Source organism: Faecalicatena contorta, assembly GCF_001404335.1.
In the GTDB taxonomy this organism is placed as follows: domain Bacteria; phylum Bacillota; class Clostridia; order Lachnospirales; family Lachnospiraceae; genus Faecalicatena; species Faecalicatena contortus_B.
Map to the genome: position 1 here is coordinate 64,203 of NZ_CYZU01000020.1, position 19,425 is coordinate 83,627.

Genomic DNA, 19,425 nt, shown 5'->3' on the forward strand with positions numbered 1-19,425 from the left:
CACCTCTCTGTTATTTTTTCTTTCTGTTTGCCAGGGCAATCTTACGCATTGACCCTATGGATTGTTTCAGCGGCCGCTTTGCCGGACAAACATAGCTGCAGGAACCACATTCCACGCATTCCAGTCCGTTCTGCGCTGTAAATGTCTCTTCATCAAACCGTTCAGCATAATCCGCCAGCCTTGAGGGAATGATCCGGCTCGGGCATACTTCTACGCACCGCCCACAGTTAATACAGGCCGTTGTCTTGGACTTGGCAACAATATCTTCCGTAAATGCAAGAATGGAAGAAGACGTCTTAGTCACGGGAGTATCCAGTGTCATCATGGCGAATCCCATCATCGGGCCGCCTGAAATCAGCTTCTGCGGTTCTGTCTTGAAACCGCCCGCCGCTTCCACAAGCTCCTGTTGATTTGTTCCGAGCTGTACGAGAAAGTTCCCCGGACTCGTTACCGCATCCCCGCTCACTGTCACGACACGTTCCGTCAGAGGACGCCCTTTGGCAACCGCATAATGTATGCCAATCAGCGTCTCCACATTATCCACAATACATCCCGCATCCGCAGGCAGCATAGAAGAGTTGATAGCTCGTTTCGTAACTGCGTAGATCAGCTGGCGCTCCGCGCCCTGCGGATACTTCGTCTGAAGCACCTTCACTTCCATACGCGGCTCATCTTTCACCGCTTCTCTAAGCTTTTCTATACAATCCTTCTTATTATCTTCTACACCAAAGATCCCCTTGGCATTATCAAACAGAGAGAGAACGATTCTCATACCGCTCACAAGTTCTTCGGTATTCTCCAGCATCCTGCGGTAGTCTGCGGTGATGTAAGGCTCGCATTCTGCACAGTTCGCTATAATAAAATCAATCTTCTCCGGCTCTTTTGGTGAAAGCTTAACTCTGGTAGGAAAACCGGCCCCGCCCATACCGACAATTCCCGCCTCTCCGATCATGCCGATGATCTCTTCTCTCGACAGCTCCTCAAGCGGCTTCACCGGGCTGCGCTCTGCTTCCTCGTATTCTCCGTCGTTCTCAATCACAATACAATCGACCAGGCTTCCCGTAGGATTGAAATGCTTTTCTAACCCTTTTACTGTGCCTGATACAGATGCATAGACCGGCGCCGACACAAATCCCCCGGCCTCAGCTATCTTCTGGCCCTTTAACACATGATCCCCCTTCTGAACTATTGGACTTGCAGGGGCACCGATATGCTGTGAAAGCGGATATACCAAGTCGCTTTTAGGCAGTACTTCAGCAATTGCCTGATCTTTTGCCAGACTTTTTCCATCGTTTGGATGGATTCCGCCCTTAAAAGTTAAAAGTCCCATTCTTTACTACCTTCCTTTCTTTTTTCGCAATAATTGTATTGTACTAGAAATTGTATGCAAAATCCAGTAAATATAACAAATTACCGTCTGTAAAAACTCAAAACGCATATATTTTGACGTTTTTTTAACACTTATCATAAACTTCAATGGGATCAGGATTCCTGTTTTTACAATGAAATCCTGACCCCATACACCAATATCGGCTATAAATTCTTATACAAGAAGGATAGAGACTTCCTAAGCCTCTATCCTTTTCTAATACCATTTCCGTACCTGCCCTAAATACCGCTACGCATGCACATATGGTATTTTTACTCTTCTGTTGCATCAGCTTCCTGTGCATCCGGCTCCAGTGCTTTCATGCTCAGGCTGATCTTTTTGTCAGTCTCATTCAGGTCTACGATCTTGGCTGTAATCTCCTGTCCGATCGAAAGAACATCGGAAGGTTTCTCAACATGTGCCCTGGAAATCTGGGAAACATGGAGAAGTGCATCAACGCCGGGTGCAAGCTCCACAAACGCACCAAAGTCTGTCATACGTGCTACTCTTCCATTGATAACTGTACCCACGGCAAAATCATCTGCCGCATGTGCCCACGGATTCGTCTCCGGGAACTTCAGGCTGAGCGCAACCTTCGTGTCGTTAATATCTTTCACCAGAACCTTTACAACATCACCAACCTGGAATACTTTCTTCGGATTCTCAACTCTTCCCCAGGACATCTCGGAAATATGTAACAATCCGTCTACTCCGCCAAGGTCGATAAATGCACCGAAATCTGTTACGTTCTTAACTGTTCCTTCAATTGTGTCTCCAACGCGCAGCTTCGCAAACAGCTCTTTCTGCTTCTCTGCCCTCTCTGCCACGAGTAACTGTCTTCTATCACCAATCACGCGGTTTCTTCTTGGATTGAATTCGCTGATCACAAACTCAATCTCCTGGCCTTCGTATTTGCTTAAATCCTTCTCATAAGAATCAGATACCAGGCTTGCCGGTATGAATACACGTGCTTCATCAACTGTTGCACATAATCCACCGCCAAGAATCTGAGTAACGGTAGCCTTCAGAACCTCTTTGTTCTCGAAAGCTTCGCGCAGTCTCTCATTCCCCTTCTCTGCAGCAAGTCTCTTATAAGTCAGTAATACCTGTCCTTCGCCGTCATTTACTTTGAGAACTTTCACAGTCATAGGATCCCCTACTGAAATTACAGTCGTAAGGTCAATTGACTGGTCGTTGGAATATTCATTCTTTGAAATGATACCATCTGCCTTATATCCGATATTCAGGATAATCTCATCTGGCTTCACGTCAATGACCGTACCCTCAACTACCTCTCCGTTGTGAATTGTTTTAAATGACTCGTCTAACATTTGTTCAAAAGATAATTCTGACATTATTTTGAACCTCCTCAATTATATTGTTGGGCGTGGATGCCCCTGCTGTAATACCTACTGTTTCCACTGACCCTAATTGATTCAAATCCAAATCGTCAAGTGTCTGTATATAGTACGTATCTTTACATGCTTTCTGGCATATTTCAAATAACTTCTGGGTGTTGGAACTATGTTTGTCACCAATCACGATCATAGCATCCACCTCTTCTGCAATACTCCCCGCTTCATTCTGACGCTCCTTTGTTGCACTGCAGATTGTATTTAAAACACTTACATCATAACTCTTTTCGGAGATAATTTCAACTAAATCTTGAAATTTATTGTAATTAAATGTCGTCTGCGCCACAATGCAGACCTTCATTCCCGGATTTGGAACAAAGTCGGATGCATCCTTTTCACTCTGCACCACTGTCACATGATCTCCCGCCCAGCCCCTGATTCCCTGCACTTCAGGATGTTCCGGATTACCGATAATGACAATGTGGCTGCCCGCCCTGCTCTCGCGTTTTACAATATTATGAATTTTTTTGACAAAGGGACAGGTTGCGTCTATCACCGTAAGCCCCTGCTCTTCCATTTTTTTATAAATATACTCCGGAACGCCATGGGAGCGTATAATGACTGTTCCCTCTGTCAGAGATTCCAGTTCCGCCTCTGTCCGCAGCACCTTCACCCCTCTTTTCTCCATATCTTTAACCACTTCATCATTGTGGATAATAGGACCGTAAGTATAAATCCGAGGACCGCTGCCCGCTTCCCCCTGAAGCTCTTTGTATACCGTTTCCACGGCCCGCTTCACACCGAAGCAGAATCCGGCCGTTTTCGCCCGTACTATTTTCATCTTTTCTCTGCTCCTTTTCCAAATATGTCTGTGTTCCGTTCTTCTTTTCCATATACTTCCCGCAAAAATATAAAAGAAACCGACTGGCCTTCCTGTTATCTGCAGTATTGTATAATCTCTGCAGCCACTTCCTCGATTGTCATCTCAGAACTGTCGATCAGGACAGCATCCTCTGCTTTTTTCAGCGGCGCCGTCTCCCGGCTCATGTCTCTTTCATCCCGTTCCCGGATATCACGGGCTATTTCTTCATAATCGCATTCTTCTCCCATTTCCCGGAGCTCATCATACCGTCTCTTTGCCCTTGTGGCCACGCTCGCGGTCAGATATATCTTAACATCAGCATGGGGCAGAATGTTCGTGCCGATATCACGGCCATCCATAATCACATCTTCCCTCTCAGCCAATTCCCTCTGCAGCTCGAGAAGTTTCGCTCTCACCTGTGGGACTGCAGAACTCACAGAGGCCATGTTGCCAACGGCTTCTTCCCTGATTCGGGAAGTTACGTTTCTTCCATTTAAATAGACCTGCTGTACTCCGTTCTCGTATCTGATACTGACAACTGCATCCTCACACGCACTGATCATCCGCTGTGTCTCCCCGGGTGCAATGCCTGCGTCCAGAAAACAGAGTGCAAGTGCCCTGTACATCGCTCCGGTATCCACATAGATATACCCTTTTTTCTTAGCTACAAGTTTTGCAATCGTGCTCTTGCCTGCCCCTGCCGGACCGTCAATTGCCACATTATATCCCATGTTTTCTTTCCTCCTCATGCCTTCCTTTTTCGTCAATGTACCGCATTCCCCGCCAGATAGGCGGTAGACCATGCGATCTGCAGGTTAAACCCGCCGGTCAGTGCATCCAGATCAACCACTTCCCCGATAAAATAAAGTCCGCTTACGAGCTTAGACTCCATCGTTCCAGGATCAAGCTGCCTGACATCAACGCCGCCTTTCGTGACAATCGCCTCATTGTACCCCCGCAGTCCTGTGAGCGTCATATCAAAGTCCTTGATCAGCGCAACAAATTGGCGCCTTTCTTCCCGGCTGATCTCGTTGACCTTTTTTTCCGGATCGATGCCGCTCCTGTCGATCATGACCGGCTTTAATTTTGCCGGGAAAAGCTTATCCACTGCGTTCTTGAACTGCTTATTCCTGTTCTCTTCAAAGTCTCTGAGCACACGCTGATCCAGCTGCTCTGCAGACAATGCCGGCTTCAGGTCAATGGAAAGCCGAAGTTTCTTTTCTCCCAAAAGTTTACCCATCACACTGCTGGCACTGATGATGACCGGACCGCTCACGCCAAAATGAGTAAACAGCATTTCGCCGAATTCTTCATAAACTCTCTTTTTCCCGTCATAAATCACGGCATTAACATTCCGAAGTGACAATCCCTGAAGTGCCGGGATAAATGCCTCCTTTACTTCCATTGGTACAAGAGACGGGTAAAGTGCAGTTACCTTGTGCCCCGCCTCCCGCGCAAACCGGTAACCATCCCCGGTAGATCCCGTCGACGGATAGGAGATCCCGCCCGTCGCTATGATACACGCATCCGCCGATACGGTCTTACCATCGGCAAGGCGGATCCCTGTGAAATATCCCTCATCAGCCAGTACCTGTTTCACCTCCGCGTGCAGATGAATCAGGGCTCCCAGCCGCTTTAACTCTCTGCTCATGGCAGAAATCACGTCCGAAGAGTGGTCCGATTCCGGAAATACCCGGTTCCCACGCTCCACTTTTGTTCTCACCCCGAGATTTTCAAAAAACTCGATTGCCTGCTCATTCGTGAAACTGTAAAATCCACTGTATAAAAACTTGGGGTTGCTTCGTACCGAAGAAAAAAGAGTTTCCATCTCTCCGGCATTTGTCAAGTTGCATCTGCCCTTTCCTGTAATAAAAAGCTTTTTCCCCAGTTTCTCGTTCTTTTCATATATGTGGACCTCGTGTCCGTTTCCGGCCGCAAATATGCCCGCCATCATTCCTGCCGCGCCGCCGCCGATTATCAGTACCTTACTCATCCCCACTACCTTCCGCGTCCTTTCCGCCCGGCATAGAACTGCTGACATGGTTCAGTTCATCACCACTGTATACCTGATACTCGTCCCATATTTTTTCCAGCGTCTCGAGAGTGGCAACTACTTCTTTCTGCTTTTTCATGCAGAGCGCAACCACGAGCGCATTCACAACGCTCAGCGGAGCAACCAGTGAATCCACGATGGAGGCCATGTCGCTCCTGGCGATCAGATTGCAGGAAGAATAGAGATTCATGGGGGAATGAATACTGTCCGTCAGCGTGATCACCTTCGCCTTGCGGTTACTCGCAAATTCAAGCGCCTTTAATGTACGCATCGAATACCGCGGGAAACTGATTCCTATGATCACATCATTCTGATCGATCCGGATCAGCTGCTCGAAAATCTCACTGGAACTGTTCGTATTGACTGCCGTCACATTGTCACAGATCAAATTCAGATAAAACGTCAAAAATGCAGCAAGAGGAGCACAGCTCCGGATCCCGATCACATAAATCTTCTTTGCTTTCAGAATCGTATCAATGGCAAGTTCAAACGCCTTCTGGTCTATTCCCGCAAGCGTCAGCTTGATCTTCTCTATATCCGACTGCAGCACGGTAGCAAGAATCTCAGACTGGCTGATTCTCCCATAGGTCACTTCCATCCTCTGAATAGAATTCAGCTTGTTGCGCACCAGCTCCTCCAGGGCTTTCTGAAAGCCCGGATACCCCTTATATCCCAGCTGCGTTGCAAAACGGACAACCGTGGACTCACTCACGCCTACAATATCCCCCAGTTTTGCAGCAGTCAGAAAGACGGCTTTATCGTAATTCTGGCATACATATTCCGCCAGTCTTTTCTGTCCTTTGCTGAGGCGTTTATACTTTTCTTCTATTCTAAGCAGCAGTTCATTCGTACTATTCTCATTTGTGCTTAACTTATTTTCACTCACGGCAGTTCCTCTTCTCATTTTCTCATTCAATTTGGGCAGAATATACTTGTTTTATAATTTAACATTCTGATTATACAATACTGGGATTTTGATTGCAAGGAGGAGTTCTTTGAAACAACGCAGCCCCGCACAGGCAGTTTTTATCTCCATGCAGGGCTTTTGCTGTTAAATCGCTCTTGTATATTCTTTTAACCAATCCTGCTCTTCTTCTGTCAGATGAGGGGCTATCAACTCATAAACCTTCTTATGATAATCGTTGAGCAGCGTTTTTTCCTTTTCTGTCATGAGCGCCGGGTTGACAGCGTCCAGATCGATCGGGACAAATGTGACCGGTTCGAAATACATAAACTGCCCATACTCATTCTTCTCGCCCCTGCGCACCAAAAGCTCATTCTCCGTACGAATGCCGTGGGATCCTTCAATATAGATTCCCGGTTCATCCGTAATAATCATATTCTCCTCGAAAGGCTGGATCTCATTCGGGCGGAACTGCCAGCGGAAGCCTGCCGGCGGCTCATGGATATTTCCGAGATATCCGACACCATGTCCGGTCCCATGATTAAAATTCAGGTTCTGTCTCCAGAACGGTTCCCGTGCTACATAGTCCAGATTCATTCCGCTGCAGCCATATAAGAATCTTGCATCGGCCAGATTCAGCATGCTGACGGCGACTGTCGTAAAATGATCCTTCTCAACCTGGCTCACTTCCCCCAGCGCCACCGTCCTCGTGATGTCCGTAGATCCTTCATAATAATGACCGCCCGTGTCTGTCAGAAACAGGCCGCCTTCCTTCAACTCCACATTCGTCTCCGGCGACGAGGTATAGTGTACAATCGCACCATGTTCTTTGTAAGCACAGATTGGTTCAAAGCTCGGCCACAAAAATCCCTCCTGCTGCGCACGGAACTCTTGGAGTTTATCGGATGCACTCAGCTCTGTTATCTCCATCTTACCAATATTCTTTTTCAGCCAGTACATAAACTTCGTGTGCGCCACACCATCTTTAATGTGGGCATTTCTGATATTCTTAACTTCCGTATCATTCTTGACGGCCTTCATAAGAATCGTAGGATTTTCCTGTTTTACAGTCTTTACCCCCTTCGGGATATTATGAAAAAGCGCAAAGTTCATCCGTTTCGGGTCCAGCAGTACCACATCACCATCGCCAAGCCTTTTTACAGCCTCATAGACCTCATTGTATGCATGTATACAAACTCCATTTCCGGCAAATTCCGCCTTTATCTCATCACTGAACTTTCTCTCATCCGCATAAAGTTCCACCGAATCCATCTTCACAACCGCATAAGAAAGCAGAAGCGGAAAATAGTCCACATCTTCCCCTCTCACATTAAGCAGCCAGCCGATATCATCCAGGCTGGTAATAATATGGACATTGGCCCCGGCTTCTTTCATTGCGTCTCTCACCCGCTCAAGCTTAGAGGCAGCTGTCTCTCCCGCATACTTAATATCCAGCATAAATGCCGCTTTTTCAGAAAGAGGCGGCCTGTCCTCCCAGACAGTATCTACAAGGTCACAGTTATAAACCACACTCCCGCCTTTGTCCGCAGCAATATCGGCATACACTTGTCCTTCATCCACGCCGACGGTACGACCGTCAAACCCAATCACACCATTCTCCGGGAGAACCGCCTTCAAGTAGTCCGCTACAGTGGGAACACCCGGTTCCCCCATCCTGCGCAGCCCCACACCGGTCCCTTCCAGCTGCTGTTCTGCCTGTATAAAATACCTGCCATCCGTCCATAAGCCCGCTTCGTCCTTTGTAAACACAGCAGTTCCCGCCGACCCGGTAAACCCGGTCATAAAAGCCCTCGCCTTAAAATGTTCCCCAACATACTCGCTCTGATGATAATCCGAAGTCGGCACCACATATGCATCAATCCCTTTCTCCTCCATCATACGGCGGAGACTGTCAACTCTTTCCGAAACCTTCATGAAAAACCTCCTTAAACATTCATAAAACATATTATACCACCAAACAAAAATCTATACAAATTTTTGGGGTGAAAATGCTTTTTTAGGGGGGGCCGCCCCATCTCCCGGCTCCCATCTCCCGACAGGCTTGGTGCATCAAAACGGAAAGTATATTTCATCCCGTGGGGGGAAATAACGGGGGCGGCGGATTAAGTTTGGGGCATTGATAGTAAAAAGTTATGATACATCCGCAGCTCCCGTCCACTTTCCAACCGGGCCGGTTTTTCTCCCGCCTGGGGCACACCAGCTAAGTGAAAGGCGCATCTGCTCCCAGCGGGGCTGTGTATGCCATTTCAGGAATCCGTAGAGCGCGTGTTAGAATCCGTTAGAGAAAAAACAGGGAACATGGAGGGCAGAATTTGCCTTACCAGGCAAATTCTGTTGCCGCCGGCGGCGCGAATGCATCGGCATTCGGGCCAACTGCGGCAAGTACCTCCATGTTCCCTGTTTTTTCTCTTACGGATTCTTAGCAAGCGGGCCGGATTCTGAAATGGCATACACAGCCCCGGCTGGGAGCAGATGCGCCTTTCACTTAGCGCCCCCATACCATCCACTATACCGGATAAGCCCCGTCCTGTGTATCCGCTACTTTTGCGTCTATTTTTGTCTGCTGTGCCTCTCTATACTTAAAGAAGTCTACTGCTACCTGTGGGAACAGTGCATAGGTCAGCACGTCCTCATCCTGCTGGATCCACTGTTCGCATTCTTTGCGCAGTGTATCTAACTCGTTCGGAATCAGATCGGCCGGACGGCAGGTGATAACCTCTGCATTCTCACCGATAACTTTTTTCTGTACTTCAGGATTGAACGGTTTTACTGTTGCACCGTATTTTCCTGACAATACATCTTTTGTTTCTTTTGTTGCCATTTTGTAGCGTTCTCCCATCAGAACGTTAAATACGGCCTGGGTTCCAACGATCTGAGAAGATGGTGTAACAAGCGGCGGTTCACCGAGGTCTTTGCGGACACGCGGTACTTCTTCAAGCACTTCGTAGAACTTGTCCTCTGCACCCTGCTCTTTTAACTGTGAAGTCAGGTTGGAAAGCATACCACCCGGTACCTGGTACAGAAGGGTCTTGATATTAACGCCCATGTTCTTCGGATTCAGAAGGCCGTTCTCAAGAGCTTCGTCTCTGATCGGTCTGAAATAATCTGCGATTTCAGCAAGCAGGTTCTGATCCAGCCCTGTATCGTAAGGTGTCCCCTTAAATGTCTCGACCATAACCTCTGTCGCCGGCTGTGATGTTCCCAGTGCGAACGGTGACATTGCAGTGTCAATAATGTCGGCGCCTGCCTCTACTGATTTCAGATATGTCATTGCGCCCACACCTGATGTATAATGAGTATGCATCTCGATCGGAATATCAACAGCTTCTTTCAATGCTGTCACAAGCTCTGTTGCCTGATATGGGCAGAGAAGTCCTGCCATATCCTTTACGCAGATAGAGTTAGCACCCATATCTTCAATTCTCTTTGCCAGATCCATCCAGTACTCCAGTGTATAGGCATCACCCAGAGTATAAGACATCGCCACCTGGGCATGTGCCTTTTCTTTGTTAGATGCTGTAACAGCTGTCTGCAGGTTGCGGATATCATTCATACAGTCAAAGATACGGATGATATCAATACCATTAGCCACTGATTTCTGTACGAAGTATTCTACCACATCATCTGCATAAGGACGGTATCCCAGAATATTCTGTCCGCGGAACAGCATCTGCAGCTTTGTGTTTTTAAATCCGTCGCGGAACTTTCTTAACCTGTCCCATGGATCTTCATGCAGGAAACGTAAGGATGCGTCAAATGTAGCACCGCCCCAGCACTCTACTGCATGATATCCTACTTTGTCCATTTTATCTACGATAGGCAGCATCTGCTCTGTTGTCATTCTTGTGGCAATCAGGGACTGATGCGCATCACGCAGGACTGTTTCTGTTATTTTAACTGGTTTCTTTTCAATCTCTGCCATTTATTTGTCCTCCATTATTATTTAACGCCGAAGATAGCCATAAAGGTTCCGGCTGCTACCGCAGTACCGATAACACCTGCCACGTTCGGGCCCATTGCGTGCATCAGCAGGAAGTTTGTAGGATCCGCTTCTGCTCCGACTTTCTGTGAAACTCTGGCTGCCATAGGTACCGCAGATACACCTGCTGATCCAATCAATGGATTTACCTTGCCTCCGGTTGCCACGCACATCAGCTTACCGAACAACACGCCGGCAGCCGTACCAAATGCAAATGCAACCAGACCGAGGATTACAATTTTGATCGTACTCCAGTTCAGGAATGCCTCTGCGCTTGTAGTAGCGCCAACAGATGTACCCAGTAAGATAACCACGATGTACATCAGTGCATTTGAAGCAGTCTCGGTTAACTGTCTAACCACACCGGATTCCTTAAACAGGTTACCCAGCATTAACATACCAACCAGAGGAGCCGTAGTCGGAAGTATCACGCAGACTACGATCGTAACGATGATCGGGAAGAGGATCCTTTCCAGTTTGGATACAGGTCTCAGCTGTTCCATCTTAATCTTACGCTCTTTTTCTGTTGTCAGCAGCTTCATAATCGGCGGCTGAATGATCGGCACAAGCGACATGTATGAATATGCTGCAACAGCGATTGGTCCCATGATTGCAGTCTGTGACAGTTTACCCGCGAGGAAGATGGATGTCGGTCCGTCTGCTCCTCCGATAATTGAGATGGCAGCAGCTGCTTTGTCTGAAAAGCCTAATGCCATAGCCCCCAGGTAAGCCGCAAAGATACCAAACTGTGCTGCTGCACCGAGAAGGAAACTCTTTGGATTGGCAATCAACGGACCGAAATCTGTCATTGCACCAACGCCGAGGAATATCAGAGATGGTAGGATCGCCCATTCATCGAGCAAATAAAAATAATAGAGAAGTCCGCCAGTCCCATTCGCAGCATCCTCAGCATGCAGCATAATATCAGGATAGATATTAACCAACAGCATACCGAAGGCGATTGGAACAAGCAGCAGCGGCTCAAAACCGTGCCTGATTGCTAAATATAGGAAGACACATGCAACAACGATCATAATCAGATTTCCAAAGGTCAGATTCATAAATGCTGTCTGCTGCACGAGGTTTCCCAACGTATTTGAAATATATTCCATTTGTCAAACCTCCTGGTGAACTAGTTTAATGTAGCTAAGACTGCTCCTGATTCAACGGCATCGCCTACTGCTACATTAATGCTAGCAACTGTTCCTGCCTCTGGGGCTACTACAGGGATTTCCATCTTCATGGCTTCGATAATAACAACTGCATCTCCGGCCTGAACACTCTGTCCTACGTTTGCTTCGATTTTAAATACTTTTCCGGCTGCTCCCGCTTTAACCTCGATACCGCCCGCTGCTTTCGGAGCCGCTGCTGCTGGCGCCGGAGCAGCCTTCGGTGCTGCAGCCGGTGCTGCTACCGGTGCTGCCGGCGCCGCGCCTGCACCCTTTTCTTCTACGGTTACATCATATACATTGCCATTTACTGTAATTGTATAATTCTTCATCTCTTATATCCTCCTGATTAACTCCATTTATTTGACTTTCTTCTCTTGATAGAACGGACTATAAATCCATCCGCAGAAGTGCCTTCAGCCGCTGCAATCGCTGCTGCTATAACCGCTGCAAGCTCTCCATCATCATGATCCGCGGCCTGCTGTACTGCCGGCGCTGCTGCGATTGGCGCTGCAGCCGGGGCGGCCGGAACCACGTTTGCTTTTTTACTGAATTTCTTTTCAATAGCAGGTATAAACTTAAATAAAGAAATTATGAAAGAAATGAAAATTAATACAACAAATACAGTACCCATTCCAAGGACTGTATTGAGCCCTGCCTTTTTCAGTATCTCGCCTGTCGAATAATCTGCACTGACCGTCAGGCTTTCCATATTCATCTTTTCATCAAAGGAAAATGAAATTTCACCTTTTCTGTCTTCAAATACTGCTTTTGCCGTCAGTGTTGCACCGCTGTTTGTGGTTGTCAGCTCATAACTGTCAACACTGGTGATCGCGCCGCACTCCTTTATACCGGCCTTCCATGCCTCAATGATAGTCAGGAAGTTATCTCCCTCGACCGGGATCCCCGACTGCATCAGAGTCAGATTCAGTTCAAGGTCTGACATATCCTCGAATCTGTTAAGATCGTCATCTGTCATGCTGCTGAAGCTCTGTACAATTGTGTCAGCGTAGCTCTGCAATGTAGCCTGGTCATATTCTGCTGCGTCTTTTGCTTTACTGCCGCATCCTGTAAAACTGAAGATGAGGAGAAAGACTAGACCTAATAAACTGATTTTTTTCTTCACTTTGCCTCACCTCACTAAACCGTACCGTGTTTCTTATCCGGATGGTCCTCTCTTTTTGTGAACAGCATTTCGAATGCTCCGATTATATATTTTCTGGTCTCTGCCGGTTCGATCAGCGCATCCACATATCCTCTTCTTGCAGCTGACAGCGGGCTTGACTGCAGCTCTTTGTATTCTGCCGCTTTTTCTTTCAGAGTATCAGCGTCTGCATCAGCATACATAATCTTAGCTGCCAGTGCGGAGTCCATCATACCGATCTCTGCTTCAGGCCATGCATAGACCATATCAGCCCCGATAGATTTACTGTTCATAGCAACATATGCGCTGCCATAAGCTTTTCCAACTATAACATTTACTTTTGGAACTGTTGCATTAGCAAATGTATAAGTGAGTCTTGCTACCGCTCTTGCCATGTTCTTCTCTGATTCCATCGTTGCAGCAAATCCTGTAACATTGGTCAGTGTGAGAACCGGTATAGAAAATGCATCGCAGAAGTTCACGAAATCAATCGCTTTTTTGCAGCCGTCTACAGAAAGGGCTTTGTCGAATTCCTCCGCCACATTGCCTTCGGCGTCGTATACTTTAGAACGGTTTGCAACAGCGCCTACTGTCATGCCGTTCAGGCGAATAAATCCGGTTACCATATCTTTGGCGTATTCTTTCTTTGTCTCAAAGAAAATATGATTATCAGAAAGTTCTGCCAGTGCGATGCCTGTATCTTCTGCGGCATTCGCAATGTCAGCACAGAGACGGTTAAGGTCATCCGTACATTCTGAATAAGAAAGATCGTCTTCATTATTGGCAGGAATCATACAGATTAACGCGCGGATCTGTCCCAGAATATCGGCTTCATCGCCGATCACATCTACCAGACCTGCATGTTTGCTCTGATATTCTGCAGAGGAAGTATCACATTTAGAATCAATGTTGCCTTCCAGAGCATTTGGTGAATTTACAAACAGCTTTCCTTCTTTACTCTCCATAAAGGTAAAATCTGTCAGCCCGGGCACAACTGCCAGGCCGCCGCCACACATTCCAAAGACAGCAGTTATCTGTGGAATCACGCCTGAAGCCATGGACTGTTTGAAGTATAAACTTCCAAAAGCTTCCAGCGCATCTGTAGCTTCCTGAAGTCTCAGCCCTGCACAGTCAACCAGCCCGATAACTGGTGCTCCCATTTTCATTGCCATGTCATAAATATTGGCGATTTTCTTCGCGTGCATCTCACCGATTGCGCCCTTTAAAACTGTAGCGTCCTGGCTGTACACATAAACAAGATTACCGTCAATTACTCCGTAACCGGTTATCACACCGTCAGCCGGAGTATCTTTTGCCTGCAAGTTGAAATCAGTGCTTCGTGCTGTAACAGCACCGCCGATCTCAACAAAGCTTCCCTCATCAAGCAGCATGGCAATTCTTCTGCTCGCTGAGTTTTCTGTAGCGTTGTAGCTCATAATCTAGCCCTCCATATTATTTAATTTGTTTGAAATAAAACCAAAATTTCTGCCTATTCTAGTATATACTACTTAACCCGAAATTTCAATTCATAAAATCCATGATTTGATATTTTTTTCACACACTTTACTTCCAATCAATGTCATAACCACAATATCTTGTATAAAAATGTAAAATCTTAGGGCAGGCAATACAAGTCTGCTGTTTACAATTTTATGATTATTTTACTTGACAATCATTTTACGTTGTTTTGGCATCAGGTCTGCCGATAAACATAAGATAGCTCCCGTGAGACGCGTGTATCAGCTATTCCCTGATTACGCATCCCCGGGAGACCTGCCGGGCTATTACACTCTATTCATCTTTCCTGCTGCTTTCAACTGCCTCAGCATAACAGCAAGTTACTTATGATTCGAGATACTGGGTACTTATTTTTCGATGTATTAGTAATTGTGTGCTTGACGTTCAAAGTAAGCCTTCGGATACTGGCATACCGGGCATACTTCCGGTGCGTCAGCCCCTTCGTGTATATAACCGCAGTTTCTGCACTTCCAGCCAAGCGGCGCTTCCCCTGCAAAGGTCTTATTCGCCTTATACTTTTCCAGCAGACGCAGATAACGCTTTTCATGCTGCGCTTCGACCTTCGCTACAAGCTCAAATTTGGCCGCAATCTCATCGTACCCCTCCGCTTTTGCTTCCTCTGCCATCCGTTTGTACATCTGGGTCCACTCTTCGTTCTCGCCGGCAGCCGCATCCACCAGATTCTGTTCCACATCGTTGATCCCATGGAAAGCACGGAACCACATCTTTGCATGCTCACGCTCCTGCTCCGCCGTCTCCAGGAAAATGGCTGCCATCTGTTCCAGTCCGTTTTCCTTCGCCACATCCGCCCAATATGTATACTTATTTCTTGCCATAGATTCCCCGGCAAAAGCTTCCATCAGATTCTTCTCAGTCTTAGAGCCCGGCGCTGGCTTACCTGCTGAGCCAGCTGGTACCGGCGCTTTTGCCGGCGCTTCCTCTTTCAGTTCCTGAAACCTGTCTGCCGGTACCTTACAGATCGGACACTCTTTTGGCGGATTTTCTCCCTCATGAATATAGCCGCATACACTGCATTTCCATTTTTTCATAATACCTGTCTCCTTCTCTTTTTTGTTTTCTGTTTCTTCTATATATAATACCATTTTTTCCAGCTCCTGGGATTTCTGTTTGTCCGGATTCTTTTTTCCCTCCGGCCCCAGATCATCAGATCTGTCTCTATAAGTCGTATGAAGCATCCTCTCTGCCAGACCGCTTAACGGAGACTTATAAAATTCACTGTAAAGTTTGTTGATTTCAGGATTTTCATGGCTCAGCCTCAGCTTCATGTGTGCATCCCTTTCATATAGTGAAGCAATCCGCGCATTTCTGATTTCATCGGTCATTGGAATCTCCGTCTTGGGCTGGCCTCCCCCGCCGATACAGCCGCCGCGGCATGCCATTACTTCAACAAAATCATAATGGACGTCCGCATGTTTCCACTGTTCCAGAAATCTTCGCGCGTTCTCCGTACCATGGATCACCGCCAGCTTCAAATGAATACCGCTGATCTCCACGTCTGCTTCTCTCACACCGTCCATTCCCCTCACAGGCTCAAGATTCAGAAAATCTTCCGGCGGATTTGTCCCGCTCACATGATAATATGCCGTGCGGGCCGCTGCTTCCATGACTCCGCCCGTGTTCCCGAATATGACGCCGGCGCCGGAAGCCTTTCCCATCAATTCATCGTATTCACTTGTTCCAACGCTGCTGAGTTCTAAACCATCCTCCCGCATCCAGCGCGCCAGTTCCCGCGTTGTGATGACATGATCCATGTCGCGGAGGTCTTCGTTGGAATTATACCCGGCGGAATCACGCATTTCCTCCCTGCGTATTTCAAATTTCTTCGCCGTACAGGGAGTGACGGCTACATTTACGATTTTGACCGGATCGATTCCTCTCTGCTTCGCAAAATAGGTCTTTATCGTAGGCCCCTGCATTCCAATGGGGCTCTTTGAAGTGGAGATATGCGGAAGCGCCTCGGGATAAAATGTCTCAACAAACTTAACCCATCCTGGACAGCAGCTTGTAAACTGGGGCAGCACCCCTCTTCTGCCTGTGATTCTCTCCACCAGTTCTGAGGCTTCCTCCATAATGGTCAGATCAGCTGCAAAATTCGTATCCAGCACATAATCCGCACCGAGCGCCCTGAGTGCAGCCACCATCCCGCCTTCCACGAAACTCCCGGGCGGCATTCCAAACTCTTCCCCCAGTCCCACCCTGACTGATGGCGAAGTACTGAATATAACAACCTTATCGGGATCTTTTATCGCCTTCCTGACTTCCTGATACTCATACACTTCTGTAATGGAACCCGCCGGACAGACATTTGCACATTGTCCGCAGTGTATGCAGACCGCCTTATCTCCAGTGCTCTCCAGTGAGTAAAGTTTTCCTACCCCAATCTCCTCCTCACACACCCGCCTGCACTGACCACATTTTATACACAGATCTTCCTGCCTCATTATGGAGGGGTTATCCGGCTCTATTGGTATCCTGATTTTAGTATACTGATGCATCGTAGCTCCTTTCCTTCTTTTCAATATTAATAATAATTACTGTTATTATATTGTCATAATTTGGCAGGTTTGTCAAGAACTTTATATTGTTTTTCATGATATAATGCAATTTAATTTGTTTATGGCACAATACTAAGGAATACTTATAAAATTCTAGTGAAGATTTATTAATTAAGCATAAAATTTTATTTGTACTATAGTTTAAACTATGGTACAATCTCCTCGGGGTAAAATTATAGTACATCGTAAAATAAGTAACTGACTCATAAGCTGAAATAAATTTTTGAGAGTGCTGCTCCGCAAACGCAGGCGTAGTGGGCTACGCTGAGGCTTGTGAAGCAGTGCTATCGGAAATTTAGGTCTGCTTATGAGGCAGTTAATTATTATACGATGTACTAGCAAAGGAGGAGGTTTTTCTAGACAACAGAGGATATCTGGTATGTATTCTCATCAATTCGCACTGTTACAGTGCTCACTTAAAAACTAATTGGAGGGTTTTTATTATGGAAACAACAAAAAAGAAGAAACCTTTTGGCTTTTATGTATGCGCCTTAGGTTTCACATTCGAACGCTGCGCGTTCTACACAGTTAAGTACTTACTGGCAATCTGGATCGCCACAAATGCGGCGGGAGGCGGTCTTGGCTTAACAGATGCCCAGGCAACTGCAACTTCCGCCTTCTTTGTGGCCGCCACCTATATCACGCCTATTCTGGGGGGATACATCGCAGACTACTGGCTCAGCCCAAGAATCTGTGTCATTGCCGGAATGACCCTCATGGGACTCGGCTACCTCTGTACCTGGCAGGCCCGTTCCATGACTCTTGTCTGGATCATGATCATTCTTGTCGCTCTGGGTACCGGTTTATTTAAGGGAAACCTCTCAGGAGTGAATGGTCTGTTATTCGAAGACAAGGATGACTTGAACAACGCATTTTCTATTCAGTACTCATTTGTAAATGTCGGTTCATTCATCGGGACAACATTTATCGCCATCCTTCCAATCACAGGGCTTGTAGGCGTTAAAACAACTTTCAATACCGTTTTCCTGCTGTGCGCCATCTTTCTGTTCATCGATGCACTCTGGTTCGCACTCAACCAGAAGTCTCTCGGTGATGCCGGCAAAAAGCCATTCAAGCATGATCAGAGAAAATTCATTGACAACAGCAAGAAAAAAGAAGAATCCAGCAAACCTCTTACAAAGGGTGACAAAAAAAGAATCCTTGCCATCATCCTTGTAACCGTTTTTTCAATTGTATTCTGGGTCGTATGGTATATGGCATACATGCCTGCTTACTTTTACTTCGGATGGGGCGAGGGCTCAGACTTCCTGAACCATGCAAACTGGTATATCGGAAGCTGGCAGGTTCCCACTTCATACTTTGACTCACTGAACGCCCTGACATGCATCGTCCTTGGACCGGTGCTCGCGATCGTCTGGGCAAAACTCGCAAAACGTCCCCAAGGCGACATGAGTATGTTCAAGAAAACAGCACTGGGAATGATCCTGGTAGGATGTTCATTCGTAATCATGGTATTAGCCGACGTAATCAGAGGCGGCGGCCAGGCTGCACTGATCTGGATCGTATTCGTATCTCTGCTGATGTCAATCGGCGAGATGGTATTCTCCCCGCTGGGCAACTCTTTCATCACAATGTTTGCCCCTGCAAAAGTACTGGGACTTCTGCTCGGCCTGTGGCCAATCGCAGTATTTTTCGCAACAACGATCTACCCGGCGCTGTACGCATACCTGAAAACAGTTCCGTTCCAGATTGGATATGGAGTCGTTGCTGGAGTCGTAATCATACTTGGAGTAATACTCTGGGCAATGAGCGGAAAACTGGATAAACTGGCGGAAGAACAATAATTGCGAAATTGAGGCTGCATGTTTTTGCAGTCTCTTTTTTTCGCGGGAAGTTCGCCTGTGCGGAATGGGGAGAGGGATGCTGCGGGAAAATGGGGTGGGGGCTGGGAACGGGCCGTTTACGGAGAAATGCTAACGCAAAAGGAGGCGCCCGAGAGGGCACGTTCTACATTCAGCCAGAAAGCCTGATGCTTTCTGGCCTCAGGTAGTACTGGAAAGTGATTCGGAAATCACTTTCCATCCCTCTCGGGCGCCTCCTTTTGCGTAAGCATTTCTAGACCGTGCACTCTGACGCTCCCAGCCCCCACCCCATTTTCCCGCAGCATCCCTCTCCCCATTCCGCACAGGCTGGGCTTCATCCGGACGGAAGAAATGAAGGATCAGGTAGGAATATGCAGTTTGGGATTCTGACGGGGGCTGCGGATGGGACTGGATACAATGAACATATCTATGCCTATAAAGATACGCGCAGCCAGTCAAGATCCGCCTCCCCCGCCAGGAACCACCCGGAAGTGGGCTTTCCGCCTTGATGAACCAGCCGCTGGAACCGGACATAGGGATGGCTGGGGGCGTCTTGCGGGCTGTTAGGTGGAGTTAAGGAAAAAAGAAGGAAACCCGGGGCAACCTGGGGCCAGCGCGAGAAGCCATCAGGGCTTCTCGTGATGTCGCCAGG

General features: G+C 47.3%; 15 protein-coding genes. 1 reads left to right on the forward strand and 14 read right to left on the reverse strand.

Annotation, left to right across the window (positions count from 1 at the left end; genetic code table 11):
- Positions 1–10: 10 nt before the first annotated feature.
- From rsxC to rbr, 13 genes are all read right to left on the reverse strand, one after another.
- Positions 11–1,330 carry an electron transport complex subunit RsxC gene (rsxC, locus tag ARB69_RS11755; protein ID WP_055153255.1) on the reverse strand — a complete coding sequence of 440 codons (1,320 nt, stop codon included), beginning with the start codon at positions 1,328–1,330 and terminating at the stop codon, positions 11–13.
- Positions 1,331–1,641: 311 nt separating this feature from the next.
- The gene (gene rpsA, locus ARB69_RS11760) at positions 1,642–2,724 is read right to left on the reverse strand and encodes a 30S ribosomal protein S1 (protein ID WP_055153257.1); all 1,083 of its coding nucleotides are present in this window, start codon (positions 2,722–2,724) and stop codon (positions 1,642–1,644) included.
- A complete protein-coding gene (gene ispH / locus ARB69_RS11765; protein WP_055153259.1) occupies positions 2,705–3,565 on the reverse strand; it encodes a 4-hydroxy-3-methylbut-2-enyl diphosphate reductase in 861 nt (286 codons plus the stop codon). Before ispH ends, rpsA begins: the two co-directional genes overlap by 20 nt.
- A gap of 95 nt (positions 3,566–3,660) precedes the next feature.
- A complete protein-coding gene (cmk, locus tag ARB69_RS11770) occupies positions 3,661–4,317 on the reverse strand; it encodes a (d)CMP kinase (protein ID WP_050642357.1) in 657 nt (218 codons plus the stop codon).
- Between the two features lie 32 nt (positions 4,318–4,349).
- Positions 4,350–5,579, reverse strand: a complete 1,230-nt coding sequence (locus tag ARB69_RS11775; RefSeq protein WP_055153261.1) for an NAD(P)/FAD-dependent oxidoreductase — start codon at positions 5,577–5,579, stop codon at positions 4,350–4,352.
- Entirely contained in the window at positions 5,572–6,525 is a 954-nt protein-coding gene (locus tag ARB69_RS11780) for a MurR/RpiR family transcriptional regulator (RefSeq protein WP_242843898.1), read from the reverse strand. The genes ARB69_RS11775 and ARB69_RS11780 overlap by 8 nt, the downstream gene beginning before the upstream one ends.
- 165 nt (positions 6,526–6,690) lie before the next feature.
- A complete protein-coding gene (locus tag ARB69_RS11785) occupies positions 6,691–8,478 on the reverse strand; it encodes an aminopeptidase P family N-terminal domain-containing protein (RefSeq protein WP_055153263.1) in 1,788 nt (595 codons plus the stop codon).
- Between the two features lie 592 nt (positions 8,479–9,070).
- Complete coding sequence (locus tag ARB69_RS11790) at positions 9,071–10,486, reverse strand: oxaloacetate decarboxylase subunit alpha (RefSeq protein WP_025657537.1); 1,416 nt, start codon at positions 10,484–10,486, stop codon at positions 9,071–9,073.
- Positions 10,487–10,503: 17 nt separating this feature from the next.
- A complete protein-coding gene (locus ARB69_RS11795) occupies positions 10,504–11,655 on the reverse strand; it encodes a sodium ion-translocating decarboxylase subunit beta (protein ID WP_050642361.1) in 1,152 nt (383 codons plus the stop codon).
- Between the two features lie 20 nt (positions 11,656–11,675).
- Positions 11,676–12,044: a biotin/lipoyl-containing protein gene (locus tag ARB69_RS11800; protein WP_050642362.1), complete on the reverse strand. Its 369-nt coding sequence runs from the start codon at positions 12,042–12,044 to the stop codon at positions 11,676–11,678.
- 17 nt (positions 12,045–12,061) lie between these two features.
- Positions 12,062–12,838, reverse strand: coding sequence for an OadG family transporter subunit (locus tag ARB69_RS11805; RefSeq protein WP_050642363.1), 777 nt, complete (start codon positions 12,836–12,838; stop codon positions 12,062–12,064).
- 14 nt (positions 12,839–12,852) lie between these two features.
- Positions 12,853–14,292 carry an acyl-CoA carboxylase subunit beta gene (locus ARB69_RS11810; protein WP_050642364.1) on the reverse strand — a complete coding sequence of 480 codons (1,440 nt, stop codon included), beginning with the start codon at positions 14,290–14,292 and terminating at the stop codon, positions 12,853–12,855.
- A 444-nt stretch (positions 14,293–14,736) separates the two neighbouring features.
- On the reverse strand, positions 14,737–16,890 hold the full coding sequence (gene rbr, locus ARB69_RS11815) for a rubrerythrin (protein WP_055153265.1): 2,154 nt from the start codon (positions 16,888–16,890) through the stop codon (positions 14,737–14,739).
- A 503-nt stretch (positions 16,891–17,393) separates the two neighbouring features.
- Here rbr and ARB69_RS11820 point away from each other — a divergent pair.
- Positions 17,394–18,755, forward strand: coding sequence for a peptide MFS transporter (locus tag ARB69_RS11820; RefSeq protein ID WP_050642366.1), 1,362 nt, complete (start codon positions 17,394–17,396; stop codon positions 18,753–18,755).
- A gap of 451 nt (positions 18,756–19,206) precedes the next feature.
- Here ARB69_RS11820 and ARB69_RS27480 read toward each other — a convergent pair.
- Positions 19,207–19,425, reverse strand: a 219-nt coding sequence (locus ARB69_RS27480; RefSeq protein WP_207643113.1) for a hypothetical protein, incomplete at its 5' end; no start/stop codon positions are given.